Genomic DNA, 26,309 nt, shown 5'->3' on the forward strand with positions numbered 1-26,309 from the left:
TCAATCTTCCTTTTTCGCGACGAGCGCGTTCATTTCGGCCGTGTCGATGTCGCGGCCGAAATCGGGGTTGACGCCCAGCATCGGCCCGGTGCGCTCGATCACCCGCTTGACCACCGGCGCCGCTGTCCAGGCGGCGGTGGTGAAGCCGAAGGTGTCGGCCGTGCCCCTGGGCGAGTCGAGCATCGCGATCACAACATAGCGCGGCGCGTCCATCGGAAACACCGCCGCGAAGGTGGATACGTTGTTGCGCCGGTTATAGCCGCCGTTCGACGGCTTCTCGGCCGTGCCGGTCTTGCCGCCGACGCGAAAGCCCGGCGCGTCGCCCTTGCGGCCGGTGCCGTCCTCGACGATCAGCCGCAGCAACTGGCGGAGGCGGAAACTGGTCGCCTCGCTGTAGACGCGGTGGCCGGCGGGGATCTTGTCCGCATCGCGGCGCAGCAGCGTCGTCGGCCGCCAGATGCCGCCGTTGACCAGCGTCGCATAGGCATTGGCGAGCTGCAGCGGGGTCACGGCGATGCCGTGGCCATAGGCGGTGGTCATCACCGTCGTCCGCGCCCAGAAGGACGGGACGATCGACGCGCCCTTCTCACGCAGCTCGATGTCGGGCGGGCCGTAGAAGCCGAGCGCGCGGAAATTCTTCTCCATCATCGCCGCGCCCATTTCGTCGGCGATGCGGGCGGTGCCGATGTTGGACGAATGGACGAGGATCTCGGGCACGGTGAAAGAGCCCTTGGCCGGGTGGTCGTCGCGGATGCGGAACCGGCCGACCTGCAACGGCGCCGACACGTCGTAACGCTGGGCCATCGACGTGATGACGCCATTGTCCATCGCCGCGGCGATGGTCAGCGGCTTGAAGGTCGAGCCAAGCTCGTAGACGCTCTGGGTCACGCCGTTGCGGCGGGCGTCCTCCGGTGACGCGCCGACCCGGTTGGGGTTGAACACCGGCAGCGACGCCATCGCGATCACCTCGCCGGTTTCCACGTCCAGCACGACGCCGGTGCCGCCCAGCGCGCTGTGCTTGACCATCGCGGCGTACAGCTCGCTTTCCATCGCCGCCTGCACCCGGCTGTCGATCGACAGCGCCACCGGCTTGCCGCGGGTCAGCGGGTCGGTCAGCCGCTTGTCGAGCACCCGCTCCATGCCCTGCCGGCCATGCCCGTCGATGTCGAGATAGCCAAGGACATGCGCCGCCAGCGTCGCCTGCGGATAGACGCGCTCCGGCTCGCGCGCGAAGGCGATGCCCGGCTCGCCCAGCGCGTTGACCGCCGCCACCAGCTCAGGCAGCGCGCGGCGGCGCAGATAGGTGAAGGTCAGGTCGGATCGCAGCAGCCGGTAATAGGCGTCGGCGTCGCGTTCCGGCATCAGCCGCGCCAGCGTCGCCGCCAGCTTGCGCTTGTCGCCGATCACCTTCGCCGGGTGGATGCCGATCGACCAGGCGTCGATCATCCGCGCCAGCGGCACGCCGTTGCGGTCGACGATGTCGCCGCGCGGCGGAATGCCGGCGACAATGCCGCTGCGCGCGGCGGCGCCGTCGCTGAACACCGCCAGCCACGCCAGCCGGGTCGCGACCGCGACCGTGCCGCCGATGAACAGCAGCATCAGCAGCATCAGCCGGAAATGCGAAAGCGCGACACTCTGGCCGCGCTGACTTGCCTGGCGGAATCGGCGCGGTGACGCGACCAGCGCGGTCACCGCCCCCCCGCCTCATGCGCTTCACGCGCGGCGCGGCGCGACAGGTCGTCCAGCGTGCCGGCATCCAGCATCGCGACGCGCTGGAGCCGCGCCTGCGGCACCGCATCCGGCCGGGCGGGGACGACCTGCGCGGCGGCGCGCAGCATGTCGGGGCGGCCGCCGGACGGATCGGCCGGCCCGGCATTGCCGGCCCTGCGCGTCTCGACCGCATGGGCGACGACCGGCATTGCCGCGCGCACCGCCGGCTCGGCGCTGACCAGCGCGACCTGCACGACATTCGGCGTCTTGGCGGCGGGGCCGATCTGCAGCGAAGCGAGCTGGACCTCGTTGCGATACTGGTCGGCGCTCGGCGCCGACAGCGCCAGCACCTCGCCGTTCCACCGCTCGAGCTGGCGCAGGCTGCCGCGCGCCGCCAGTTCGGTCTGCAAATGGCGGATATCGCTGTTCACCCGGCTGATCTCGGCGTTGACCGCATCCAGCCGCCCGCGCTCCGCCGCGACCCGCGACGAGATCAGGTAGAGGACCAACGCCGCGACGGCGACGGCCAGGATCCAGCCGATCGGGCGAAGGCGGTGGGCGATCATCATGCGTCTCCTGCGGTGGGCCAGGCGGGGGCGGCGGTGCGGCTGGCGACGCGCAACGTCGCCGAGCGCGCGCGCGGATTGGCGGCCAGCTCGGCCGCATTCGGGCGGACCGGCTTGGCGACCGCGTCGAAGGTCGGGGCGCGGCCGGCGGGCGCCGCCGGCAGATGGCGCGAGCCGGCCGGGGTGGCGCCGCTGCGGATCCGCAGGAAGCTTTTCACCATCCGGTCCTCAAGGCTGTGGAAGGTGATGACCGCCAGCCGGCCGCCGGGCTTCAGCACCCGTTCCGCCGCCGCCAGCCCGTCCTCAAGCTCGCCCAACTCGCGGTTGACGTGGATGCGGATCGCCTGGAAGGCGCGGGTCGCCGGGTCCTTCTTCTCGCCGGGGCGGTGGCCGACCGCGCGGCGCACCACCGCCGCCAGTTCGCCGGTGCGCGCGATCGGCCGCGCCGCGACGATCGCGCGGGCGATGCGGCGGGCGCGCGGCTCCTCGCCGTAGCGATAGAGGATGTCGGCGATCAGGCTCTCGTCGGCCTCGTTGACGAAATCGGCGGCGCTCGGCCCGGCCTGGTCCATCCGCATGTCGAGCGGTCCGTCGGCCTGGAACGAAAAGCCGCGCGGCGCCTGGTCGATCTGCATCGACGATACGCCGATATCCAGGCCGACGCCGTCGACCGGGCCGTCGACGGCCGCGTCCATCCGCGAGAAACGCTCGTGGACCAGGGTCAGCGCGCCGCCGGCCTCGGCGACCAGCGCCTGCCCGGCGGCGACGGCGTCCGGGTCGCGGTCGAGCGCGATCACCGTCGCCCCGCGCGCCAGCAGCGCGCGGCTGTGGCCGCCGGCGCCGAACGTGCCGTCGACGACGCGCTTGCCGGGGGCGGGCGCAAGGGCGTCGACGAACGGGTCGCGCATCACCGGGACGTGCGGCTGGCCGGCGCCGGCCTGAAGGGCGGCGGGCTGCGGGGCGGTCATCCCTTGCCTCCCTTCTTCCACTGGCTGAGGCAGAACAGCGCGCGTTCCTTGAACGCCGGGTGGACGTTGGCGTCCGCCTCCAGCAGGTCCGGGTTCCAGATCTCGAACGTGTCGCCCAGCCCGGCGAACAGCACCGGGCCGGTCTTGTCGAGGCCGGCCTTCATCGCCGGGAACGGCGGCAGCACGAAGCGGCCGCTCGAATCGTAGCTGGCGATATCGTTCAGCGCGAAGGCGAGACGGGCGATGTTGGTGTCGACGGCTTCGCCGGCGTCCAGCCGGGCGTCGGCGCGGCTGCCGTATTTGGCGCGATTGGCTTCGAGGTAGGCGGGGTCGAAGCCGATCAGGCACGGCGCATTGGCGCTTTCGGCGATGATGACGCGGGATTCCGCGCCATTGCGGTCAAGCGCGGCACGCAGGAAGGCGGGGATGGCGGCGCGACCCTTCGCGTCGATCCCGGTCACCGCCATGCCTGAATATGCCTGCCTGTCGCTCACCTGCTGCCCTTCGCGGGCGGGTGCACAGCTCTCCCGATCCGAAAAGCGGCGAATGCCGGCTTTTCGGTGTCGTGCATGACACAGGGAAATCTCCCGCCCTGCTCCAATTCATACTTGGAGCAGGTGCGGGATACAACGGGATTTTACGGGATTTTACGGGAATCTATGGAGACGCTTCTCCAACCCGTTGGAATCCGGGCGGTTTCACGGGCGCCAAAATCGGCGTTCGCGGGATGTTCCGCCCGATTTTAACCATGGTTACAGGCGCTTGGCGCGGAAAGCTGAGGCGCTGGCGCGGCGAATCGGTCATCTCAGCGTTCCGGCGCGTTGGCGGGGGGGGCGAGCTTGCGGTCGCTGTTGGTCGCCTCGGCCGCCTTTTCGACGTCGGTCATCCCGGCACCCGGCGCGACGCCGATCTCGGCGAGCGGCTCCTTCGGCGCGTCGGCGACGTTGGCGGCGCCGCCCGGCACGGCCGCCGCGATCGCCGCATTGCCGCTCGCCGCGCCCTCGTCCGTGTTCGCCGATTGCAGAATAGCCGCCGTTGCCGCCGCGATCAGCAGGACGACGGCAAGGCCGGTGAGGCCGACCCGCACACGCTGCATCCGGAACTGCCTTTCGTCCACGCGCATCGCGCCTAGGCTAGCGTGTTCCGCCGCCGCTGTCGAACGCTCAGCGCGCCGCCAGCCAGCCCGGCACCGGCAGCCCCTTCGCCGCCAGCCATTCCGGGTTGTAAAGCGTTGACAGGTAACGGAAACCGGTATCGCACAGGATCGTCGCGATCCGCTTGCCCGGCCCAAGCTGGCGGGCCAGCGCCATCGCCCCGGCGACGTTGATCCCGCTCGACAGGCCGACGCACAGCCCCTCGTCGCGGAGCAGCGCGAACACCTGCGCCAGCCCGTCCTCGTCGGAAATGCGGAACTGGGTGTCGATCGGCGCGCCGTCCAGATTGCCGGTGATCCGCCCCTGGCCGATCCCTTCCGCCACCGAATTGCCCTCGGCCTTCAGCTCGCCGCAGGCGAAATAGCTGTAGAGCGCGGCGCCGTGCGGGTCGGTCAGCGCGATGGTGACGTCCGGGTCCTTCGCCTTCAGGCCCAGGCCGACGCCGGCGATGGTGCCGCCGGTCCCCGCCGCGCAGGTGAAGCCGTCGACCCGCCCGTCCATCTGCGTCCAGATTTCCTCGGCGGTGCCGCGGATATGGGCGCGGCGATTGGCGATATTGTCGAACTGGTCGGCCCAGAGCGCGTTTTCCGTCTCCTCCGCGATCCGGCGGGAGGTGTGGACGAAATGGCCGGGGTTCGAATAGGGCGCCGCCGGCACCAGCACCAGTTCGGCGCCGAGCGCGCGCAGCGTGTCCATCTTCTCCCGGCTCTGCGTCTCCGGCATGACGATGATCGTGCGATAGCCCTTGGCGTTGGCGACCAGCGCCAGGCCGATGCCGGTATTGCCCGCCGTCCCCTCGACGATGGTGCCGCCGGGGGCGAGGACGCCGCGCGCCTCGGCATCCTCGACGATGTACAGCGCGGCGCGGTCCTTCACCGATGCGCCGGGGTTGGCATATTCGCATTTAGCGAAGATTTCGCAGCCGGTTGCCGCACTTGGGCCGTTGAGGCGAACGAGCGGTGTGTTACCGATCAGCGCGAGCGTGTCGGAAGCGATCATGCTTGGTCGATAGCCGAGCGGGCGCCGGTCCGGCAAGCAGGCAGTGCTTGCAATCCGCAAAGGAAAAATGCGGGCGGACGGCCATCAACCCTTGACGGATACCCATACGCCCGCGAAAGGGTGCCCCCGCCATGAAGCATACCCTCCCCCTCGCCGCCGTAGCGGCCCTCCTCACCCTCGCCGCCTGTGACAGCAAGCCCGAGGTCCTCGACACCAACCCCGATCCGATGGCGACCGAACTCGCCAACGCGCCGCCCGTCGAGCTGCCGCCGTCAGTCCAGCACAGCGTCAGCTATCGCTGCAAGGACAACCGCGTCGTTTATGTCGACTTCATGTCGGACGACAAATCGGCCAACCTGCGCCTGAACCGCAACGACCTGCCCGCGCACGTCACCGCGGAGGCCAAGGGCGAGCTGATGTCCGGCAACGGCTGGTCGCTTTCCGGCACCGGAGAGACGGTTCAGATCGGCATCGACGGCGGCGCCCCGCAGAGCTGCAAGAGCTGAGCTTAGCCAGCCTTTCCAGACCGACGGCCGGCGGAGCGATCCGCCGGCCTTTTTCATGGCGTTCAGCCGGCGGCGTACTGGTTCTGGCGGGTCCAGGCGACGGCGCGGCGGCGCAGCACCGCCTCGTCGATCGGCCGGGTGCCGTTATGGGCGACATAGGGCCGGTCGTCGGGCTGCGGCATCATCCGCGCATAGGCCGGGTTGCGCTCGGCGATCTCGCGCGCCCGCTCGTGGACGCTGCGTGTATCGCTCGGGTCGGGCAGCAGGTGGATGTGCGCCGGCGCCGGCAGGCCATAGCTTTCGCGCATCTCGCGCACCGCTTCCTCCGACACCTCGACGCGATAGCCGATGCCCTCGCCCTCGCCGTAGGACACCGGGTCGCCGAGCAGTTGCACCCGCCAGCCCATGCTGATGAACAGCGGCAGCAGCCGCACCTCCGAAAAGGCAACATAGCTCTTGATGCCACGGGCCAGCGCCACCTCCAGCGGCGTCAGCATCAACATCGCGCGCCGCCGGCGGTTATGGTCGCGCCCACCGGTCTCCAGGCAGAATCCGCGGCTGAATTCCCACACGTCCGGGCCGTTCAGCCCGTCCGGCCCCTCGGCCAGCGCCTCGGGAAACACGTCGACCAGCATCGATCGGTCGGCGGTCGGGCGATAGCGGCCGGACATCGTCACCCGGCCGGCATTGTCGAAACCGATGCCGTAGATCGCCTGGTCGTCGTCATATTCGTCGATTTCGCGGCCGTCGGCGGTGACCGAAAGGTGCCAGCCCAGCTCATCGACGAAAACCGTCTTGCGGCGACGAAACAGATCGTCCAGTTCGCGCTCGTAGAGCGAGCGGTTCTCCCTCGTCACCAAATGCAGCACTAGACCCGCCCTCCAACCGCCTATGCGTGGCGGCTTCAGGAATAATAGCCAATATTTCGGGGGGATAAAGCGGGAAATCCAGTCTCTGTGGTAAGAAGCAGCCCGCGTCGGGCCGCGATCGCCACCGCCTGCTGGTGGGTTTCGGCGCCCAGAATCGCCGCCGCGCGGCGCATTGCGTCGCGGATGCCGGCAACGCTCGCCCCGCTTGCCGCGGCGATTTCGTCGGGGCAGTCGCCCAACAGCAACCGTCCCAGAATGAAACGCTGGCGCGTCGTCAGGCCGCACGCCGTCGCCGGCTGCGACGCGATCGCGTGCAGTTCCACGCCCCGCGCGGCGTAGAGCACGGCATAGCCGCGCACCCGTGCCCGCGCTGCGGCGGAGGGGCGCGCGGACAGGCGCAGGATCAACCCGTCGTCGTCGCAGGCGATGTCGGCATCGTCATTCAAAAGGATGAGTTCGGGCATGTCGCCGAACAGCGCCTCCGCCAACCCGTCGTCGACGCCGACACGCGCGCAAACATGGCCGGCGATGCCGTCCTCACGCAGCGCAGCGGCAAAGGCGCCGACCAGCGCCTCTAGGCTGTTTTCCGTGATAACCGCCGTGCGCAGGCGGGAATATCCCGATGGCGGCGAACCGCCGACCGCGGCGTGTACGGCCATCTGCCAGGCCTCCCAGAAGCAATGGCGTTCCGGGATAAACGCGCCGGGTTAACAGCCGGTTTGCACCCCGCCGGTAAGCCTCCCTTAAATCTTGTTCACTAAACCGCCCGGACGAGCGCACCATTGAACAACGATCCGCCCTCCTCGGCCGACTGGCTCGGCTCCGGCACTGCCGTCCCGGCGGCGCAAGACGCCTTGGCAACCGCGCTGGCGCTGGCCGGCGTCGGGCAATGCCGGCTGGCCGGCATCGACGGTCCGGCGCGGCTCGATCCGGTCGCCGCCGCCCTGCTGAGGACCGGGCAGGCGCCACCGCTGCGGGCGCTGCTCCGGCTGGTCGCGCCGGCCGGCCGCGCCGCGCTGTTCGCCGCCGTTCGCCAGGCGCTGGCCGGGAAGGGCGGGCGGCTGGACGTCGACTGGCGGGTCGACGATGCCGTCGTCCACAGCGACATCACCTTGAGCCTTGGCGGCGATGCTGGCAGCCGGGCGCTGCTTGCGACGATCGTCGACCGCACCGCCGAGCGCGAGGAAATCGCCCAGTTGCGCCGCCGCAACAAGCATCTGTGGCAGACGGTCGACCTGAACCCGCAGTTGCCCTGGCTCGCCGAACAGGACAAGGGCGTCACCGCCGTCACCGAACGCTATCTGAAGCTGGTCGGGCTGAAGGAGGAAGAGGCGCTCGGCTTCCTCGGCTGGATGAAGGTCATCCACCCCGACGACCTCGAAAAGATGCAGGCGACGGTCGGCCGCGCGATGATGCTCGGCGAGGCGACCGACGTGCGCCTGCGCTTCCGCGTCGCCAGCGGCGAATATCGCTGGATGCGCTCGCAATGCTTCCCGCTGCGCGACGAAAGCGGCACCGTCCTCCAGTGGTACGGCTATACGGAGGACATCCACGAGATCGTCCTGCAGGAAATCGAGACGCGCTGGGCGGCGGAGCACGACTCGCTGACCGCGCTGCCCAACCGCTCGCTGTTCAACCGCCGGCTGGACGAGGTGATCGCCCATGCCGCGCTCGACATGAGCCGGGTCGGGCTGATGGTCCTCGACCTCGACCATTTCAAGGACGTCAACGACCTGTTCGGCCATGACGCCGGCGACCGGCTGCTGATGCAGTTCGCCAAGGTGCTGCAGAACAGCGTGTTCGTCGAAGGAACGATCGCGCGGCTCGGCGGCGACGAATTCGCGGTGCTGCTGCCCAACCTCGAAAGCCCGAAGGTCATGGAGGACCTGATCGAGGCGATCTTCGCCGGGCTGAAGACCCCGATCAAGCTCGACGGCCGCGACTTCGACTGCCGGGCCAGCGCCGGCTGGGCGATCTTCCCGACCCAGGCGAACAACGCCTCGGAACTGTTCAAGCACGCCGACATCGCGCTCTACGAGGCGAAGAACACCGGCCGCGGCCGCTACCTCGCCTTCGAACCGAAGATGAAGAACGCGATGCAGCGCCGGGTCGCGATGATCAACCTCGGCCGCGAAGCCGTCGAGAACGGCCGGCTGCTACCCTATTACCAGCCGCAATATTCGCTGGAGACCGGCGCCGTCCTCGGCTTCGAGGCGCTACTGCGCCGGCGCGACCGCAGCGGCGCGATCTGCCTGCCCGGCACGATCTACGAGGCGTTTCAGGATTTCGAGGTCGCCGAGGCGATCGGCATCGAAATGCTGAACATGATCGTCCGCGACATGACGATCTGGCGCGACCAGGGCCTCGATTTCGGCGTGATGTCGATCAACGCCTCGACCGCCGAGTTCCGCAACCGCGATTTCATCCAGCGGCTGATCGGCCATGCCGACGGCGCCGGCATCCCGCGCGACCGCTTCTGCATCGAGGTCAACGAGGACGTGTTCGTCGGCCGCACCGCGCCGCTGGTCAGCCAGATGATCCTCGAATTGAAGCAGGAAGGCTTCGGCATCTCGCTGGACGATTTCGGCACCGGCTACGCCTCGCTCACCCACCTGCGCGAGATTCCGGTCGATGCGCTGAAGATCGACCGCAGCTTCATCATGGACCTGTTCGGCGAAACCGGCAGCGGCACCGACAGCGGCGCGATCGTCTCGGCGATCATCAAGCTCGGCCACTCGCTCGGCATGACCGTCGTCGCCGAAGGGGTGGAGACGCGCCGCCAGGCCGCGTTCCTGAAACGCCACGGCTGCACCGTCGGCCAGGGCTTCCTGTTCGGCTATCCGTCGCCGGCGGAGGTGGTGACCGAACTGCTCACCGGCGCGCGGCGCATCGCCTCCTGATCAGCCCGCCGCGATCAGCACTCCGGCGCCATGCCCGCCATGCGCCGCTCCATTTCCTCCGGCGACACGTCCTCGACATGGGTGGCGAGCATCCATTCATGGCCGAACGGGTCGCGCAGGCGGCCGGCGCGGTCGCCGTAGAACTGGTCCTCGACCGGCCGCAACGCGGTCGCCCCGGCGGCGATCGCCCGGGCGAACACCGCATCGACATCCTCGACATACAGCAGCAGCGCGCCCGTCGTCGCGCCCAGCCCCCGCGGGCTGCGCGTGTCGCTCTCCGGCGACTCGTCGGCCAGCATCACGTGCGAATCGCCGATACGGATCTCGGCATGGCCGACCTTGTCGCCCCACGGCAGCCGGAACAGTTCGACCGCGCCGAACGTCTCGCCGTACCAGCGGATCGCGCCGTCGGCGTCGTCAACGGTCAGATAGGGGGTGACGTTGTGGAAGCCCTCGGGGATCGGCCGCGCCATCGTCGTTCTCCAGCGATTCGGGACAGGCCGGATCATCGCCGCTTTTCGCCACGGCCGCAATTCAGGCTGACACGGCGGTCGCAGCAGGCTACCGGATCGCCGCATGACCGAGATCACGCCAGACATCGTCGCCGAACACGGGCTTTCGCCGGAAGAATATGATCGCGTCCTTGCCGCGCTGGGCCGCACGCCCAACCTGACCGAGCTGGGCATCTTCTCGGTGATGTGGTCGGAACATTGTTCCTACAAGTCGTCGCGCCTGCACCTGAAGAAGCTGCCGACCACCGGTCCGCAGGTCATCTGCGGCCCCGGCGAGAATGCCGGCGTCGTCGACATCGGCGACGGGCAGGCGGCGATCTTCAAGATGGAGAGCCACAACCACCCGTCCTACATCGAGCCGTATCAGGGCGCGGCGACCGGTGTCGGCGGCATCCTGCGCGACGTGTTCACGATGGGCGCGCGCCCGGTCGCCAACATGAACGCGCTGCGCTTCGGCCGCCCGGATCACCCGAAGATGCGCCATCTGATCGCCGGCGTCGTCCACGGCATCGGTGGCTACGGCAATTGCGTCGGGGTGCCGACGGTCGGCGGCGAGGTCAATTTCCACCGCGCCTATGACGGCAACATCCTGGTCAACGCGATGACCGTCGGCGTCGCCGAAACCGCGAAGATCTTCTATTCCGCCGCCTCCGGCCCCGGCAACCCGATCGTCTATGTCGGCTCAAAGACCGGCCGCGACGGCATCCACGGCGCGACGATGGCGTCGGCCGAATTTTCCGAGGATTCGGAGGAAAAACGCCCGACCGTGCAGGTCGGCGACCCGTTCACCGAAAAGCTGCTGATTGAGGCGTGCCTGGAGCTGATGGCCTCCGACGCGATCGTCGCGATCCAGGACATGGGCGCCGCCGGCCTGACCTCGTCCAGCGTCGAGATGGCGTCGAAGGGCGGCGTCGGCATCGTCCTCGACATGGACGCCGTCCCCTGCCGCGAAGAGGGGATGACGCCTTACGAGATGATGTTGTCCGAATCGCAGGAACGGATGCTGATGGTCCTACAGCCCGGCCGCGAGGCAGAGGCGGAAGCGATCTTTCGTAAGTGGGAACTTGATTTTGCCGTGATAGGCCAGGTGACAACCTCCGGCCGCATGGTCCTCAACTGGCGGGGCGAGACCGTCTGCGACATCCCGCTCGCCCCGCTCGCCGATTCCGCCCCGCTCTACGACCGCCCCCACGTCCCGACGCCGAAGCCGGCGCCGCTCGCCGACGTGCCGGCCTCGGCCGACATCGCCGCCGACCTGCTGAAACTGATGGGCTCCCCCGACCTCGCCAGCCGCCGCTGGATCTGGGAGCAGTACGATCACATGGTCGGCGCCGACACCGTCCAGCGCCCCGGCGGCGACGCGGCGGTCGTCCGCGTCCACGGCACGCAAAAAGGGCTGGCGATCAGCACCGACTGTACCCCGCGCTATTGCTACGCCGACCCCTATGAAGGCGGCAAGCAGGCGATCGCCGAATGCTGGCGCAACCTGACCGCGGTCGGCGCGACCCCGCTCGCCACCACCGACTGCATGAATTTCGGCAACCCGCAGCGGCCGGAGGTGATGGGCCAGTTCGTCGGCTGCATCGAGGGCATGGCCGAAGCGTGCGCCGCCCTCGCCTTTCCGATCGTCAGCGGCAATGTCAGCCTCTACAACGAGACGCGCAACGACGACGGCACGACCAGCGCCATCCTGCCGACCCCGGCGATCGGCGGCGTCGGCCTGCTCGCCGACTGGACCCGCTCGGCCACCATCGCGTTCAAGGCGGAAGGGGAGGCGATCGTGCTGATCGGCGCCACCGCCGGCCATCTCGGTCAGTCGCTGTGGCTGCGCGAGATCGCCGGGCGGGAGGATGGCCCCCCGCCGCCGGTCGACCTGACCGCCGAGCGGCGCAACGGCGATTTTGTCCGCGACCGCATCGCCGATGGTACGCTTACCGCCGTGCATGACCTGTCGGATGGCGGCCTGCTCGTCGCGCTCGCCGAAATGGCGCTCGCTGGCAATCTCGGCGCCAAGCTCACCGCCCCGCCCGCCGGCATCGCTCCCCGCGACTGGTATTTCGGTGAGGATCAGGCCCGCTATCTGGTGACGACCGCCGACGCCGACGCGCTCGTCGGCGCGGCCGGCGCCGCCGGCATGGAAGCACGGCCGATCGGCCAGGTCGCTGCCGACGCCATCATCACCGACCCGATAAATGCCATCACCCTGCCCCTCACCACCCTCCGTACCGCCCATGAAAGCTTCTTCACGGATCTGATGGGCAATTGAGAGTCTTGAGGCTGTCGCTGCTCGGCAGCCCGGCACCCAGCGCGCAGTACGCGCAACGCTTCGCCAGCCCCCTGAGGATGATGGGCGCGGGTACAGCTTCGACCGCGCGGCATCCGGTTCCGTTTCGCGCGAACCGCGCCCCTCCCTCGAAAGGGAGGGGCGCATGGATCAGCGCCGCGAATTCTGCGGCGGCGTTTCCGGCTCGGCGGGCAGATCGGCCGCGGGGCGGGCGCTCATCCCAAGCGCGGCGGCGACCCCGGCGCCATAAGCGGAGTCGCAGCGGGTACAATTGTCAATATGCCGCTGCTTGATGAAGGCCGGCGCATCGCCCATCGCCCGTGCGGTATTGTCGAACAGCACCTGCTGCTGCTCCGGGCGCATCTGCTGGAACAGCTTGCGCGGCTGGGTGAAATAATCGTCGTCATCCTCGCGATAGTTCCAGTGCTTGGCATCGCCCGAAATTCGCAACGGCGGCTCGCCATAGTCGGGCTGCTGCTGCCACTGGCCGAAGCTGTTCGGCTCGTAATGCGGGCGGCTGCCGTAATTGCCGTCGGCCCGCCCCGCGCCGTCACGATGGTTGCTCATCACCGGGCAGCGCGCGGCGTTGACCGGAATCTGGTGATAGTTGACCCCGAGCCGGTAGCGCTGGGCGTCGGCATAGTTGAACAGGCGCGCCTGGAGCATGCGGTCGGGCGACACGCCGATCCCAGGCACCAGGTTCGACGGCGCGAAGGCGCTCTGCTCGACATCCGCGAAGAAATTGTCCGGGTTGCGGTTGAGCTCGAACTCGCCGACCTCGATCAGCGGATAGTCCGCCTTGTACCACACCTTGGTCAGGTCGAAGGGGTGGAAACGATAAGTCTCGGCGTCCGCCTCCGGCATGATCTGGACATACATCGTCCATTTCGGGAAGTCGCCGCGCTCGATCGCCTCATACAGGTCGCGCTGGTGCGATTCGCGGTCGCCGCCGACCAGCGCCGCCGCCTCCGCATCGCTCAGATTGTCGATGCCCTGCTGCGTCCTGAAGTGGAACTTGACCCAGAAGCGCTCACCCGCCTCGTTCCAGAAGCTGTAGGTGTGGCTGCCGAAACCATGCATGTGGCGATAGCTTTTGGGCAGGCCGCGATCGGACATCACGATCGTTACCTGATGAAAGGCTTCGGGCAGCAGCGTCCAGAAATCCCAGTTGTTGGTGGCGCTGCGCATATTGGTGCGCGGGTCGCGCTTCACCGCCTTGTTGAGGTCGGGGAATTTGCGCGGGTCGCGCAGGAAAAAGACCGGGGTGTTGTTCCCCACCATGTCCCAATTGCCTTCGTCGGTGTAGAATTTCAGCGCAAAGCCGCGAATGTCGCGCTCGGCATCGGCCGCGCCGCGCTCGCCGGCGACGGTGGTAAAGCGCGCGAACATCTCGGTCTTCTTGCCCACTTCGCTGAAGATTTTCGCGCGGGTGTAGCGACTGATGTCATGGGTCACGGTGAAGGTACCGAAAGCGCCCGAACCCTTGGCGTGCATGCGTCGCTCCGGGATCACCTCGCGCACGAAATTGGCGAGTTTCTCGTTGAGCCACACGTCCTGGGCCAGCAATGGCCCGCGCGCGCCGGCGGTCAGGCTGTCCTGATTATCAGGCACGGGCGCACCGAATGCCGTCGTCAGATGGGAAACCGGACACTGGCCGGCGTCGGGATGCGTCTTGGTCACGGCAGCTTCTCCTTCCGAAATGATGACGGTCTTTGTTAGCCGCATGGCGCCAATTCGCCAGCGTCATAAAAACTGTCACTCTCATCGAAAAAGCCGATGACTATTCGGTGGTGCGCGGTTTCGGGCAGGTTTCTATCCCGCCTAAGGCCTGTGGGGATTCACCTGGGTTGTTCCCGGATGTTCGCCAACGTTCGACCGGATGCGGCGAAGCAGTTCGACCCGGCGACGCAGTATGATGATCGGTTCGGGCTAATCAATCTACAGCCCGGCGCGCACCTCGGACAAAGAAGCGCGATGCCACACAATTCCGGCGATCCGACCGCTGCGCGCCGTGCTCCGCGCGGGGGCGCGAGACGGCTATCACCCGGTCAGATCCAACACGACCGCGTGGCGTCCGCGCCGCAATGCATTGGGGCTGTCGGACGACGTTTTTCCGAAAACGATCCGAGCGTTCCCGAGCGCCAGATTGCCGAGGTATTGAGCCACGAGGGCAACCCGAACCGCACGACCAAATGCCATGCCAAGTACGTCCCCCAAGAGGCGCTGTCCAAATTCTGGATGCGGATCAGCCGCCTTGCACGGACATATAGCGCTGACCATTTGCTGACCATTGATGACAAATGGCCGCCGAGAAAGGACTTGCAAAAGCGCAAGAAAGTGGTGGGCGCGGCAAGGATTGAACTTGCGACCCCACCCGTGTGAAGGGTGTGCTCTACCACTGAGCTACGCGCCCACATATCGGGTCTGGAGGCGGGGGAACCCGCATCTGGCGCGTGGTGGCGCCCTCCGCACCCGGAAAGGCCAGACAAGGCCGACCGCTCCGGTCGCGGCGAAATAGCATCCGCCGCGTGATTGTCCAGCCCGTATCGCGCGGGAGGAACGGTGCCGGCGCGAAGGCAGGGATTGCCCCCGCGCCGGCCTGTTGATCAGTTGACCGAGTCTTTCAGGCCCTTGCCCGCCTTGAACTTCGGCTGGCTCGACGCCTTGATGGTCATCGGCTCGCCGGTCCGCGGATTGCGGCCGGTGGATGCCTTGCGCTTGCTGACCGAGAAGGTCCCGAAGCCGACGAGGCGCACTTCGTCACCTTTCTTCAGAGCGGCGGCGATCGAGTCGAACACGGCCTCGACGGCCTTGCCGGCATCCGCCTTGCTCAGGCCCGAACCGTCCGCGACGGCACCGATCAGCTCTTGCTTATTCATGCCCTGGGAACCCCCTAAATTGAGCTAAATATTGGATCATGGCTTACAGCCGGGCGGCAGTAAGGCGCGTGTTGCCGTGCCTGTCAAAGCAAAAGCGGCAAAAAACACCGTATGGCGGGCGGCAACCTTATTTTTTCCGCCGCCGCCCTCCCTCAATGCGTGCGCCCGGCCGTGCCGTCACCGACCACGGGAGACAACGCGCTGGGCGGCTGGGCGGCCAGCTCATCCGCCTCGGTCCAATCGATCGGGGTCAACGGTTCGGTCAGCGCCAGCTTCAACACCTCATCGACATGGGCGACCGGTACGATGGTCAGTCCATCGAGGATATTCGCAGGAATCTCGACCAAGTCCTTTTCATTGTCTTTCGGAATCAACACGGTAGTTATCCCACCGCGCAGCGCCGCGAGCAGCTTTTCCTTCAACCCACCGATCGGCAGGACCCGGCCGCGCAGGGTGACCTCCCCGGTCATCGCCACGTCGCGGCGCACCGCGACGCCGGTCAGCGTCGACACGATCGAGGTCACGATGCCGATACCGGCCGACGGCCCATCCTTGGGCACCGCCCCTTCGGGCAGATGGATGTGGATGTCCTTGCGGGCGAACAGGCTGGGCTTGATGCCATAGCTCGGGCTGCGCGCCTTGACGAAACTCAGCGCCGCCTGGATCGACTCGGTCATCACCTCGCCCAGCTTGCCGGTGGTGCGGGCGCCACCCTTGCCCGGCACCGTCACCGACTCGATGGTCAGCAACTCGCCGCCGACCTCGGTCCACGCCAGGCCGGTCACCGCGCCGATCTGATGCTCCTCCTCGCCGATGCCGTGGCGGAATTTGCGCACGCCGGCATAGTCGGCAAGATTGTCCGGGCCGATCTCGACTTTCTCGATCTTGCCTTCCAGGATACGCCGGAGCGCCTTGCGGGCCAGCCGGGCGATCTCGCGCTCCAGCGTACGCACGCCCGCCTCGCGGGTATAATAGCGGATCAGGTCGCGCAGCCCGGCATTGGTCAGCACGAACTCGCCCGGCTTCAACCCGCTCGCCTCAATCTGCTTGGCGATAAGGTGCCGTTCGGCGATCTCGACCTTCTCGTCCTCGGTATAGCCTTCGAGCCGAATGATCTCCATCCGGTCGAGCAGCGGCTGCGGCAGGTTCAGCGAGTTGGCGGTGGTAACGAACATCACGTCCGACAGGTCGATGTCGATTTCCAGATAGTGGTCCTGGAACTTGTTGTTTTGTTCCGGGTCGAGCACTTCGAGCAGCGCCGACGCCGGATCGCCGCGGAAATCCTGCCCGAGCTTGTCGATCTCGTCGAGCAGGAACAGCGGGTTGGACGTGCCCGCCTTCTTCAGGTTGGTGACGATCTTGCCGGGCAGCGAACCGATATAGGTGCGCCGGTGACCGCGGATTTCCGCTTCATCACGCACACCGCCCAGAGATTGGCGGACAAATTCGCGCCCGGTCGCCTTGGCGATGCTGCGGCCAAGCGAAGTCTTGCCCACGCCCGGCGGGCCGACAAGGCACAGGATCGGCCCCTTCAGCTTGTTGGTCCGCGCCTGCACCGCCAGATATTCGATGATCCGGTCCTTGACCTTCTCCAGCGCATAATGATCCTCGTCGAGCGTGCGCTGCGCCTCGGCGATGTCGCGCTTCAGCTTCGATTTTTTGCCCCAGGGCAGGCCGAGCAGCACGTCGAGATAGTTGCGGACGACCGTCGCCTCGGCCGACATCGGCGCCATCGTCTTCAGCTTCTTCAGCTCCGACGTCGCCTTGGCCCGCGCCTCCTTGGACAGTTTCAGCTTGGCGATCCGGGCAGCCAGCTCGGCAACCTCATTACCGTCGTCGTCGCCTTCGCTGCCCAGTTCGCGCTGGATCGCCTTCAACTGCTCGTTCAGATAATATTCGCGCTGGGTTTTCTCCATCTGCCGCTTGACGCGGCTGCGGATCTTCTTCTCGACCTGCAGCACGCCAAGCTCGCCCTCCATGAAGGCGAAGCTCATCTCCAGCCGCCGGGCCGGATCTCTTTCCGCCAGCAGCGCCTGCTTGTCGGACACCTTGATCGAGATATTGGCGGCAACCGCGTCGGCCAGCTTCGAGGCGTCCTCGATCTCGGCAAGCTGAACGGCGGTTTCGGCCGGCAGCTTCTTGTTGAGCTTGGCGTAATTCTCGAACTGCTCGACGACCGAGCGCATCAGCGCCTTGATCTCGTTGCCCTCGACCGTCGCTTCCTCGACCTCGGCGATCGTCGCGACCAGATAGGCGCCTTCCTCCTCCAGGCTCTGCAGGGTCGCGCGGTGGCGCCCCTCGACCAGCACGCGCACCGTACCGTCGGGCAGCTTCAGCAACTGCAGCACCGTCGCCAGCACGCCGAGATCGTACAGGTCCTCGCGGCGCGGGTCGTCCTCCGCCGGGTCGAGTTGCGAGACGAGGAAAATCTCCTTGTCGGTCGCCATCGCCTGCTCAAGCGCGGCAACCGACTTCTCGCGGCCGACGAACAGCGGCACGATCATCTGCGGGAACACCACGATGTCGCGAAGCGGAAGGATCGGATAAACTGTTTTCATGCAAACTCCGGCGGCACCTGCGCGGTGCGGTTCGGGCCTTATATGGTGCGCGGGCGCGCGGCATCAATCACGCGGATGATTGGTGGAGATAAAGGCATGGCGGCAGTGGCGTTTTGCGCACGATCCGCCTAACAAGCCGGCAGATGGACGTCACCCACCTTCGCGTCGCGCTGTTCAGCGGCAACTACAACTATGTGCGCGACGGTGCGAACCAGGCCCTCAACCGGCTGGTCGGCTATCTGCTCGGGCAGGGGGCGGCTGTCCGTATCTATTCGCCGGTCGTGTCCAACCCGGCTTTTCCCCCGACCGGCGACGTGGTCGCCGTACCCGCCCTGCCTTTTCCCGGCCGCGCGGAATACCGGGCGCCGCTACTGATTCCGCCCAGCGTCCGGCGCGACATCGTCGCCTTCGCTCCCAACCTGGTCCACGTCGCCAGCCCGGAAATACTCGGCCATCGCGCGGTCAGCCTGGGACGACGACGCAACATTCCGGTCGTCGCATCGGTCCACACCCGGTTCGAGACCTATCCGCGCTATTACGGCCTCGCCTTCATGGAGCCGCTGGTCGAGGCGATGCTGCGGCGCTTCTACCGGCGCTGCGACGCAATCGTCGCCCCGTCGGAATCGATGGCGCAGCTGCTGCGCGAACAGCGGATGAGCTTCGACGTCGGCATCTGGAGCCGGGGCGTAGACCGCAGCGTCTTCAACTCCGGCCGCCGCGATCTGGACTGGCGTCGGTCGCTCGGCATCGCCGACGATGCGGTAACGATCGGCTTTGTCGGGCGGCTGGTGATGGAAAAGGGGCTGGACGTGTTCTCCGACGCGATCGACCAACTGGAGCGGCGCGGCGTCGCCCACCGGGTCCTCGTCGTCGGCGACGGGCCGGCGCGGGACTGGTTCCAGCGCCGGCTGCCGCAGGCGGTGTTCGCCGGCTTCCAGGGTGGCAGCGACCTTGGCCGCGCGGTCGCGTCCATGGATATGCTGTTCAACCCGTCGGTCACCGAGACGTTCGGTAACGTGACGCTGGAGGCGATGGCCGCCGGGCTGCCGGTCGTCGCCGCCGTCGCCACCGGCAGCCAAAGCCTGGTGCTCGACGGGGTCAATGGGCGGCTAATCCGCCCCGGCGCGATCGAGGCCTTTGCCGAAGCACTGCAATATTATTGCGAGAAGCCGCAGGCCCGCGCTGCATCCGGCCATGCCGGCGAGCGGATCAGCGAGCGTTTCGGCTGGGATCAGGTCAACCAGACGCTGGTCGACACCTATCTGCGCCTGGTCCGCCAGCGCGCCGCCGGCGGCACCCCGCCCCGCGCCAGCCCGGTGCCTTGACGGCGCAGAGCGGGATGACTGGCTGAACAGCGTTACGGCGAGCGGCGTGCCCGGCCACTCTTGCGGGAGGGAGCGGTATCGGCTTCACTATGAGAAGCGTGTCTGCGCCGATCGGGCGGCTGGCGTGACCAAACTGAGCGACGCAAGGCGGGGCCGCGATGCTCGCCTGGGACACACCAACAGGATGGGGAGGCAGATATGGAAGACCGTCGGGCACAGCGGATAAAGACTAGCCCCGATCCGTTCGAACCCTTCTGCCTGTCGCAGGGGTTCCGGATCGGCGACCTGATCGTCCTGTCGGGTCAGGCGGCGATGACGGACGAGGGCGGCATCGTCGGCATCGGCGATTTCGACGCGCAGGCGGAGCAGGTGTTCCGCAACATCGAGCGGCTGTTGGCGACGGCTGGCGCCAGCCTGGCCGACGTCGTCAAGGTCACGATCTTCCTGACCGATATGCAGTATTTTCCGAAGGTGGTCGATCTGCGCCGCAAATGGTTCACCGCGCCCTACCCGGCCGACAGCATCGTCGAGGTCCGGGCGCTGGCGCTGCCCGAACTGATGATCGAGATCGAGGCGACCGCGATCGCCGGCGTCCGCAAGATCGATTGAAGCGCGGCGGGGCCTCGCACCGCGCCGCCACGCCAACCGTCAGTCCCGCCGGGTAAGACCGTCGCGCAGCACCGCGTTGGCGATCCGGGCGATGTCTTCGACCGCGCGTTCGTCCGACCAGATGCTGTAGCGCAGGCCGAGAAACACGTTCATGCCCATGATCGCCCAGGCATGGGCTTCGTCGATGTCGGGGCGAATCTCTCCCTTCTCCGCGCCACTGCGGAGACGCTGGAGGATGCGCGCCGCAGCACTTTCGTAATGGGTGCGATAGCTTTGCGGATCAACGAACTCGGCTTCGTCGATGATCCGGTAGATTTCTTTGTGGTCGCGCGCGAAGGCGAGAAAGGCGGCCAACGCCTCGCGCTCAGTATCGACGGCGTTGCATTCGGGCGCGACGACGTCGGCGGCACGCTCCCTGACCCGATCGCTCAGGTCGTGGACCAGCGCGCTGAAAATCTCATCCTTCGAGGTGAAATAGGTGTAGAAACTGCCGAGCGCGGTGCCGGCGCGCTTGGTAATACCGCTGATCGACGCGTCGTGAAACCCCTTCTCACCGAACTCCGCCGCCGCCGCGTCGATCAGCCGGCGGCGCGTTTGCCGACCCCGTTCGGTGCGGGGTTTCCGGGCGGCCGGCGATTGGGAAGCGGTAAACGGCGTGTCCATTCGGCAACAGCTAACGGCACATCGCACCCCGCGCAATCATTCAAACTTGAAAGGTGATTCATGTTTCATTAAAGGCAGCAATCATCGAAGCCGCATAATGCGTTCGGGAGAGGACATGATGACCGTTTTCCGCCTTGCCATGCCCGGTGCCAGCACGTTCGCCCTCGGCCTTGCCCTTGCGACGGGCATGCCGGCGACGACTCCGCTCCACGCCCAGGCGGTGCCGGCCGCGAACGAGGCGGGCGGCGGCGACGAGATCATCGTCACCGCACGTCGCCGCGACGAGCGGCTGATCGACGTGCCGATCGCGGTCACCGCGCTTTCGGGCGACGCGCTGGCCAAAGCGGGCGCGATCGACATCACCGACGTCGCCAACATGGCGCCGAACACGACGCTCGAAAATTCGCGCGGCACCAATTCGACGCTAACCGCCTTCATCCGCGGCGTCGGCCAGCAGGATCCGGTTCCGGGGTTCGAGGCGGGGATCGGCATCTATCTCGACGACGTCTATCTGAACCGGCCACAGGCGGCGGTGCTCGACATCTACGACGTCGAGCGGATCGAGGTGCTCCGCGGCCCGCAGGGCACGCTCTATGGCCGCAACACGATCGGCGGCGCCGTCAAATATGTGACGCGCGCGCTCAACCCTGATTCACCCGAACTGCGCATCCGCGGCACGCTGGGCACCTACAAGCAGGCCGACCTCGTCGTCACCGCGAGCGCGCCGATCAGCGACATCGTCCGCGTCGGCGCCTCGGTCGCGCGCCTGTCGCGCGGCGGCTTCGGCGACAATCTGAACATCAAGGGGCTGGAAAACTACAACAAGGACGTCTGGGCCGGCCGCGCGACGGTCGAAATGGGCGGCAACGGCGCGCCGGTGTTCATCCGCATCTCGGGCGACTACACGCGCGACAAGTCCGATCCGCGCAACGGCCACCGCCTGATTCCCGGGCTCGCCTCGGGCGCGCCGGTGCTCGACAATGTCTACGACACGCGCGCCGGGCTCAACGATCCCAAGCAGGACGTGAAGGCCTATGGCCTCGCCATGAACATCTCGGCCGAACTCAGCAATTCGTTGACGTTGCGCTCGATCAGCGCCTGGCGCAAGGACACCAGCTTCACGCCGATCGACTTCGACGCGCTGCCTTCGGTCGACGTCGACGTTCCCGCCGTCTATCGCAACGAGCAGCTCAGCCAGGAGCTCCAGCTTCTCTATGAAAGCAACCGGCTGCACGGCCTCGTCGGTTTCTACTATCTCGACGCCAAGGCGGCGACCTCGTTCGACGTGCTGCTGGGGCTGTCGGGCAACCGCCTCTATGGGCTTCCCGGCCTCAACGGCTACACCGCAGGCGACGTGCGGACGAACACCTGGTCGGTGTTCGGCGACGCCACCATCGACTTCACCGACCAGCTCAGCCTGTCGGTCGGCGGCCGCTATACGAACGACAAGCGCAACGCCTTCATCTACAAGGCGAACCGGATCACCGGCCTGTCGCCCGAATTCGGCGGCACGCTCGACCCGATCGCGATCGCGGTCGCGACCGATTTCCGGGGCGAGCGCACGTTCAAGGAATTCACCCCGCGCGCCTCGCTGAGCTTCAAGCCCAATGCCGACAACCTGATCTACGCCTCCTATTCGAAGGGCTTCAAGGGCGGCGGCTTCGACCCGCGCGGATCGGGCACGTCGGCGCCTATCAGCAATGTTTCGGCGGGCCGCACCTATGAGGATATCTACAACTTCCTCGCCTTCGATCCCGAAAAGGTCGACAGCTACGAAATCGGCTACAAGGGCTCGCTGCTCGACCGCCGCCTGACGCTCAGCCTTGCCGGATTCTACATGGATTACAAGGATGTGCAGATTCCCGGCTCGGTAGGCTGCACCGTCGGCGGGGTACAGACCTTCTGCGGCATCACCACCAATGCCGCGAAGGCGCGGCTTCAGGGCATCGAGGCCGAAGCGAACGCCATCCTTGCGCGCGATTTCGCGGGTGCCGGCTCGACCTTCCGCTTCAACGGCGGGTTCGGCTATATTGACGCCAAGTACAAGCGCTTCATCGGCCCCACCGGCGACGATGTCGCCAACCAGCGCACGTTCCAGAACACGCCCAAATGGACGGCGATGGGCTCGCTCGCGGCGGGCATCCCCGCGATGGGCGGCATGGTCGATGCCTCGACCGGCCTCACCTATCGCAGCAAGACGCATCAGTTCGAGGTACCGATCGCGGCGCTCGACCAGCCCGGTTATGTGCTGTGGGACGCGAGCCTGGTGTGGACCGCCGACAGCGGCGATTATTCGATCGGGCTGCACGGCAAGAACCTGACCAACAAACGTTATATCACCTCGGGCTACAATTATCAGAACGCCGCCGGCGTCTCGACGCTGGGCGACGAAGGCGTGCTGACCGCTTTCTACGGCAACCCGCGTCAGGTCTTCGTCACCGGCACGCTGAAATTCTGAGGCGTGGCCGGCCCGGCGCGGCGGCGACCAGCGATGACCCCGTCCTATCGAAGCCACCGCTACCGCAGCGCCGACGGGCGGCTGACCCTGTTCGCCCGCGACTACCCGGGCGACGGAGCGCCGCTGCTGCTGATGCACGGCCTGACCCGCAACAGCGCGGATTTCGAACCGCTGGCGCGGCGGCTGGCCGGCCCCCACCGTCTGATTGTGCCCGACCAGCGCGGGCGCGGCCTGTCCGACCCCGATCCGCAGCCGGCCAACTACCGGCCGGATATCTACACGCTCGACATGTGGGCGCTGCTCGACGGGCTCGGCATCGACCGCGTCGGGCTGATCGGCACGTCGATGGGCGGGCTGATGGCGATGATCATGACTGCCGTCCATAGCGACCGCGTATCGCTGATCGTCCTGAACGATATCGGCCCCGAATTGATGCCGGAGGGGCTGGAACGCATCCGCGGCTATGCCGGCGGCAGCGATCCGGCCGCCGACTGGGACGAAGCAGCCGGCCGCTGCGCCGCGATCAACGGCGCAGCCTTTCCCGATTTCACCGCGGCGGACTGGGCCGCCTTTGCCCGACGCGCCTGCACGGAGCTACCGGACGGGCGGGTCGCCCTCGCCTACGACCCGGCGATCGGCGAAGCGATACAGGGCGAGACGCCTGCGGTGGCGCCGCCCAATCTGTGGCCGCTGTGGGACAGCCTGAGCATCGTCCCGATCCTGCTGCTGCGCGGCGCGCTGAGCGACGTGCTGTCCACCGCCACCGCCGAGAACATGGGCAGGCGCCATGCGGGGGTATTCAGCCGGGTCGACATCGCCGGGCGCGGTCATGCGCCGATCCTCGACGAACCGGACGCCGTCGCCGCGATCGAGGCCTTCCTTGACCGCCATGCCTGACGTCACCGGCCGGCATAGGCAGCGGCGCGGCATCGTGCTGGCGATGCTGCTCCTCGTCTACATCTTCAATTTCGTCGACCGGCAGATCCTCGCCATTCTCGCCGCGCCGATCCAGGCCGATCTCGGCCTTGACGACGCGCAGATGGGGCTGCTCGGCGGCCTTGCCTTCGCGCTGCTCTATTCAACGCTGGCGGTGCCGCTCGCCTGGCTGGCCGACCGGACCAGCCGAAGCTGGGTGATCGCCACCTCGCTGCTGCTGTGGAGCGGCTTTACCGCGCTGTGCGGGCTGGCGCACAGTTTCTGGCACATCTTTCTCGCGCGGCTTGGCGTCGGCATCGGCGAGGCGGGCGGCGTCGCCCCTTCCTACGCGCTGATCGGCGACTATTTCCCCAGCGAGCGGCGCGCCTTCGCGCTGTCGATCTACTCGCTCGGCATTCCGCTCGGCTCGGCGGCCGGGGCGCTGACCGGCGGCTATATCGCGGCGACGGTCGACTGGCGGCTGGCCTTCTTCGCCGTCGGCCTCGCCGGCGTCGCGATCGCGCCACTGTTCAAATGGCTCGTCCGCGACCCGCCGAAGCCAACGGCCGCCCGGCCGGACACCCAGGGGCTGCTCGCCGCGACCGCGCGCAGTCTGGCCGGCAAGCGGGCGTTCTGGCTGCTGGCGTTCGGCGCCGCCTCCAGCTCGATGCTCGGCTATGGCATCGCTTTCTGGCTGCCCAGCCTGCTGCAGCGCAGTTTTGGGCTGGGCCTGGTGCAAACTTCGCAGTTCTTCGGCGCCGTGCTGTTGATCGGCGGCACCGCCGGTGTGCTCGCCGGCGGCTGGCTGGGCGATTGGCTGGGGCGGCGCGACCGCGCCTATTACGGCTATCTGCCCGGTCTCGCCTTCATCATCGGCGCCCCACTGTTTGCCGGCGGCGTGCTGAGCAGCAGCGCCACCGCCGCCTTCCTGCTGTTCCTGATTCCGCAGGCGCTGGCTTATATCTGGCTTGGCCCGGTGCTGTCCGCGGTGCAGCATCTGGTCCGCCCGGCGGCGCGGTCGATGGCGTCGGCGCTGTTCCTGCTGATCAACAACCTGATCGGGTTGGGCGGCGGCATCTATGCACTCGGCGCCCTGTCCCGCCTGCTGACACCGATCCACGGACCCGAGGCGCTGCGCTATTCGATGCTCTACGCCCTTTCCCTCTACGCCCTCGCCGCCGTGCTGATGGCGGCGGCCGGCCCCGCGCTGCGCCGGGAATGGGTCGAGGAACGCTGATCCCGATGCGAACCGCCCGACACGTGGCCGTTCTATGCACTTGCCAAGTATGTCCATGTCGGCAGCCGGCGTACGGCGCTGTCCGCCCATCTCTGCGAAGATTATCGGTCCAACGGTTACGCCGGGATCGCGCCCCTCGCCATTTTATAGCGCCTTGGCGACACGCCGAATTTCTGTCGGAAGACCCGCGAAAAGTGGGACGCATCGGTGAAACCAGAATCATAACCGACGGCACTGACGCGATCACACGACGAGGCGGTAGCCAACGCCTGCGCCGCGGCCTTCAAACGCGTATCCATCAGCAAGCGACCAAAGGTCGTTGCATTACTGTTGCATACCTTATGAACGTAGCGCACCGAGCAACCGAGTGCCTGCGCCGCCAAAGCAGGGGTAAGCGTCTCGTCCCGAAAATTCTCGCTGACGAACTGACGCAGCCGTGCAAAAAACGCCTGTTCCATCTGCCTTAAAGGCTGTCGTTGCTCTGTCTGCGCGGTAATACGCAACATTCGCGCCATCGCGTCGCCGAACAATTCGACGAGTTCGAGACTGGCCCCGGCGCCATCACCGGGTAGATCAATGATCGCTTCAAGCGCGGCGCGCAGCACGGCGCCCCCCTCGCGCTGCATGCTGATCGGCATCCCCATGACCTGCGCCGGCGCCATGCGCAGCCTTTCACACAGCCACCAGTCGGGTAGCTGGATGCAAAGCTGCCGAAAGCGGGATTCGAATTCCAGCACATAGGATTCGTTCGGGTCGACCAGAACGCACTCGCCAACCGATATCCGGGTCTCGCCCCGGTCGCTATGGACCGCACCGGTGCCTTCCAGCTGTACGTTCAGGAAGAAACGTTCCAGCGTTTCGGTATCGCCCTCGACATGGCGGACGCGCTGCGCGTCCGCCGCGATATGCGAAACCAGCAGGTCGCCGCGATGGATCGTCTCGATCATGCCGCCGAAAGTGTCCGGCTCCAGCGCTTCGAACTTCAGATCGGTGAACAGCTCCGAAATGCCGCGGCTCCATTCATGGACGCGGTGATCCGCCCTGGCCGGCGACAGCGCAAGAAGCGTTCCCGGCGTTTGCGGCGTGACGACTGGTGCGCTGTCAGACCAGGATTTGTGCACGGGCAGCCAGGACCCTGGCAGATATTCCCTATATGCCCGATCCCTGACGATCATTGCGACAGATCCCACGCTTGTG

22 protein-coding genes and 1 tRNA gene are annotated in these 26,309 nt (G+C 67.1%); 8 read left to right on the forward strand and 15 right to left on the reverse strand.

What is annotated here, in order from left to right; translation table 11 throughout:
• From E4A53_RS00700 to E4A53_RS00725, 6 genes are all read right to left on the reverse strand, one after another.
• On the reverse strand, positions 1-1,692 hold the full coding sequence (locus E4A53_RS00700; protein ID WP_239018065.1) for a peptidoglycan D,D-transpeptidase FtsI family protein: 1,692 nt from the start codon (positions 1,690-1,692) through the stop codon (positions 1-3).
• Complete coding sequence (locus E4A53_RS00705) at positions 1,689-2,279, reverse strand: colicin transporter (RefSeq protein ID WP_206366181.1); 591 nt, start codon at positions 2,277-2,279, stop codon at positions 1,689-1,691. Before E4A53_RS00705 ends, E4A53_RS00700 begins: the two co-directional genes overlap by 4 nt.
• Positions 2,276-3,244 (reverse strand): 16S rRNA (cytosine(1402)-N(4))-methyltransferase RsmH, encoded by a 969-nt coding sequence (gene rsmH, locus E4A53_RS00710; RefSeq protein WP_136161191.1) that lies wholly within the window; start codon positions 3,242-3,244, stop codon positions 2,276-2,278. Before rsmH ends, E4A53_RS00705 begins: the two co-directional genes overlap by 4 nt.
• Positions 3,241-3,738: a division/cell wall cluster transcriptional repressor MraZ gene (locus tag E4A53_RS00715; protein WP_136161192.1), complete on the reverse strand. Its 498-nt coding sequence runs from the start codon at positions 3,736-3,738 to the stop codon at positions 3,241-3,243. Before E4A53_RS00715 ends, rsmH begins: the two co-directional genes overlap by 4 nt.
• Positions 3,739-4,049: 311 nt before the next feature.
• Positions 4,050-4,340, reverse strand: coding sequence for a hypothetical protein (locus E4A53_RS00720; RefSeq protein ID WP_239018066.1), 291 nt, complete (start codon positions 4,338-4,340; stop codon positions 4,050-4,052).
• Positions 4,341-4,407: 67 nt separating this feature from the next.
• On the reverse strand, positions 4,408-5,397 hold the full coding sequence (locus E4A53_RS00725; protein WP_136161193.1) for a cysteine synthase A: 990 nt from the start codon (positions 5,395-5,397) through the stop codon (positions 4,408-4,410).
• Between the two features lie 131 nt (positions 5,398-5,528).
• Here E4A53_RS00725 and E4A53_RS00730 point away from each other — a divergent pair, with 131 nt between their 5' ends.
• On the forward strand, positions 5,529-5,903 hold the full coding sequence (locus E4A53_RS00730; RefSeq protein ID WP_136161194.1) for a hypothetical protein: 375 nt from the start codon (positions 5,529-5,531) through the stop codon (positions 5,901-5,903).
• A gap of 62 nt (positions 5,904-5,965) precedes the next feature.
• Here E4A53_RS00730 and E4A53_RS14565 read toward each other — a convergent pair whose 3' ends face one another.
• Both E4A53_RS14565 and E4A53_RS14570 read right to left on the reverse strand, forming a co-directional pair.
• Positions 5,966-6,760, reverse strand: a complete 795-nt coding sequence (locus tag E4A53_RS14565; protein ID WP_168694264.1) for an acyl-homoserine-lactone synthase — start codon at positions 6,758-6,760, stop codon at positions 5,966-5,968.
• Positions 6,761-6,807: 47 nt separating this feature from the next.
• Positions 6,808-7,431 carry a hypothetical protein gene (locus E4A53_RS14570; RefSeq protein WP_168694265.1) on the reverse strand — a complete coding sequence of 208 codons (624 nt, stop codon included), beginning with the start codon at positions 7,429-7,431 and terminating at the stop codon, positions 6,808-6,810.
• Positions 7,432-7,554: 123 nt separating this feature from the next.
• Between E4A53_RS14570 and E4A53_RS00740 the strand changes: the two genes are divergently transcribed.
• Positions 7,555-9,672, forward strand: a complete 2,118-nt coding sequence (locus E4A53_RS00740) for a putative bifunctional diguanylate cyclase/phosphodiesterase (RefSeq protein ID WP_136161196.1) — start codon at positions 7,555-7,557, stop codon at positions 9,670-9,672.
• Between the two features lie 14 nt (positions 9,673-9,686).
• Here the strand turns inward: E4A53_RS00740 and E4A53_RS00745 are convergent, their stop codons facing one another.
• Entirely contained in the window at positions 9,687-10,145 is a 459-nt protein-coding gene (locus E4A53_RS00745; protein WP_136161197.1) for a VOC family protein, read from the reverse strand.
• 103 nt (positions 10,146-10,248) lie between these two features.
• Between E4A53_RS00745 and purL the strand changes: the two genes are divergently transcribed.
• Positions 10,249-12,450 carry a phosphoribosylformylglycinamidine synthase subunit PurL gene (gene purL / locus E4A53_RS00750; RefSeq protein WP_136161198.1) on the forward strand — a complete coding sequence of 734 codons (2,202 nt, stop codon included), beginning with the start codon at positions 10,249-10,251 and terminating at the stop codon, positions 12,448-12,450.
• 168 nt (positions 12,451-12,618) lie between these two features.
• Here the strand turns inward: purL and E4A53_RS00755 are convergent, their stop codons facing one another.
• From E4A53_RS00755 to lon, 4 genes are all read right to left on the reverse strand, one after another.
• Positions 12,619-14,148: a catalase gene (locus tag E4A53_RS00755; protein WP_239018067.1), complete on the reverse strand. Its 1,530-nt coding sequence runs from the start codon at positions 14,146-14,148 to the stop codon at positions 12,619-12,621.
• 658 nt (positions 14,149-14,806) lie between these two features.
• A tRNA-Val gene (locus tag E4A53_RS00760) sits at positions 14,807-14,881 on the reverse strand.
• Positions 14,882-15,074: 193 nt separating this feature from the next.
• Positions 15,075-15,347, reverse strand: coding sequence for an HU family DNA-binding protein (locus tag E4A53_RS00765; protein WP_136161200.1), 273 nt, complete (start codon positions 15,345-15,347; stop codon positions 15,075-15,077).
• A gap of 152 nt (positions 15,348-15,499) precedes the next feature.
• Positions 15,500-17,905, reverse strand: a complete 2,406-nt coding sequence (gene lon / locus E4A53_RS00770) for an endopeptidase La (protein WP_136161201.1) — start codon at positions 17,903-17,905, stop codon at positions 15,500-15,502.
• 143 nt (positions 17,906-18,048) lie between these two features.
• Here lon and E4A53_RS00775 point away from each other — a divergent pair, with 143 nt between their 5' ends.
• Together E4A53_RS00775 and E4A53_RS00780 are read left to right on the forward strand one after the other, a co-directional pair.
• A complete protein-coding gene (locus E4A53_RS00775) occupies positions 18,049-19,230 on the forward strand; it encodes a glycosyltransferase family 4 protein (RefSeq protein ID WP_136161202.1) in 1,182 nt (393 codons plus the stop codon).
• 198 nt (positions 19,231-19,428) lie between these two features.
• Positions 19,429-19,839 (forward strand): RidA family protein, encoded by a 411-nt coding sequence (locus E4A53_RS00780; RefSeq protein ID WP_136161203.1) that lies wholly within the window; start codon positions 19,429-19,431, stop codon positions 19,837-19,839.
• 39 nt (positions 19,840-19,878) lie between these two features.
• Here E4A53_RS00780 and E4A53_RS00785 read toward each other — a convergent pair whose 3' ends face one another.
• Entirely contained in the window at positions 19,879-20,502 is a 624-nt protein-coding gene (locus E4A53_RS00785) for a TetR/AcrR family transcriptional regulator (RefSeq protein WP_136161204.1), read from the reverse strand.
• 118 nt (positions 20,503-20,620) lie between these two features.
• On the opposite strand from E4A53_RS00785, the gene E4A53_RS00790 reads away from it, so the two are divergent.
• Genes E4A53_RS00790 through E4A53_RS00800 form a run of 3 tightly spaced genes read left to right on the forward strand, consistent with a single transcriptional unit; the run spans position 20,621 to position 25,112 of the window.
• Complete coding sequence (locus E4A53_RS00790; RefSeq protein ID WP_420822593.1) at positions 20,621-22,960, forward strand: TonB-dependent receptor; 2,340 nt, start codon at positions 20,621-20,623, stop codon at positions 22,958-22,960.
• A 33-nt stretch (positions 22,961-22,993) separates the two neighbouring features.
• Positions 22,994-23,857 (forward strand): alpha/beta fold hydrolase, encoded by an 864-nt coding sequence (locus E4A53_RS00795; protein ID WP_136161206.1) that lies wholly within the window; start codon positions 22,994-22,996, stop codon positions 23,855-23,857.
• The gene (locus tag E4A53_RS00800; RefSeq protein ID WP_136161392.1) at positions 23,850-25,112 is read left to right on the forward strand and encodes a spinster family MFS transporter; all 1,263 of its coding nucleotides are present in this window, start codon (positions 23,850-23,852) and stop codon (positions 25,110-25,112) included. The genes E4A53_RS00795 and E4A53_RS00800 overlap by 8 nt, the downstream gene beginning before the upstream one ends.
• Before the next feature lie 116 nt (positions 25,113-25,228).
• On the opposite strand, the gene E4A53_RS00805 is transcribed toward E4A53_RS00800, so the two are convergent.
• Complete coding sequence (locus E4A53_RS00805) at positions 25,229-26,287, reverse strand: helix-turn-helix domain-containing protein (RefSeq protein ID WP_168694266.1); 1,059 nt, start codon at positions 26,285-26,287, stop codon at positions 25,229-25,231.
• Between the last annotated feature and the right edge of the window lie 22 nt (positions 26,288-26,309).

It is taken from the genome of Sphingomonas flavalba, assembly GCF_004796535.1.
Classification (GTDB): domain Bacteria; phylum Pseudomonadota; class Alphaproteobacteria; order Sphingomonadales; family Sphingomonadaceae; genus Sphingomonas_L; species Sphingomonas_L flavalba.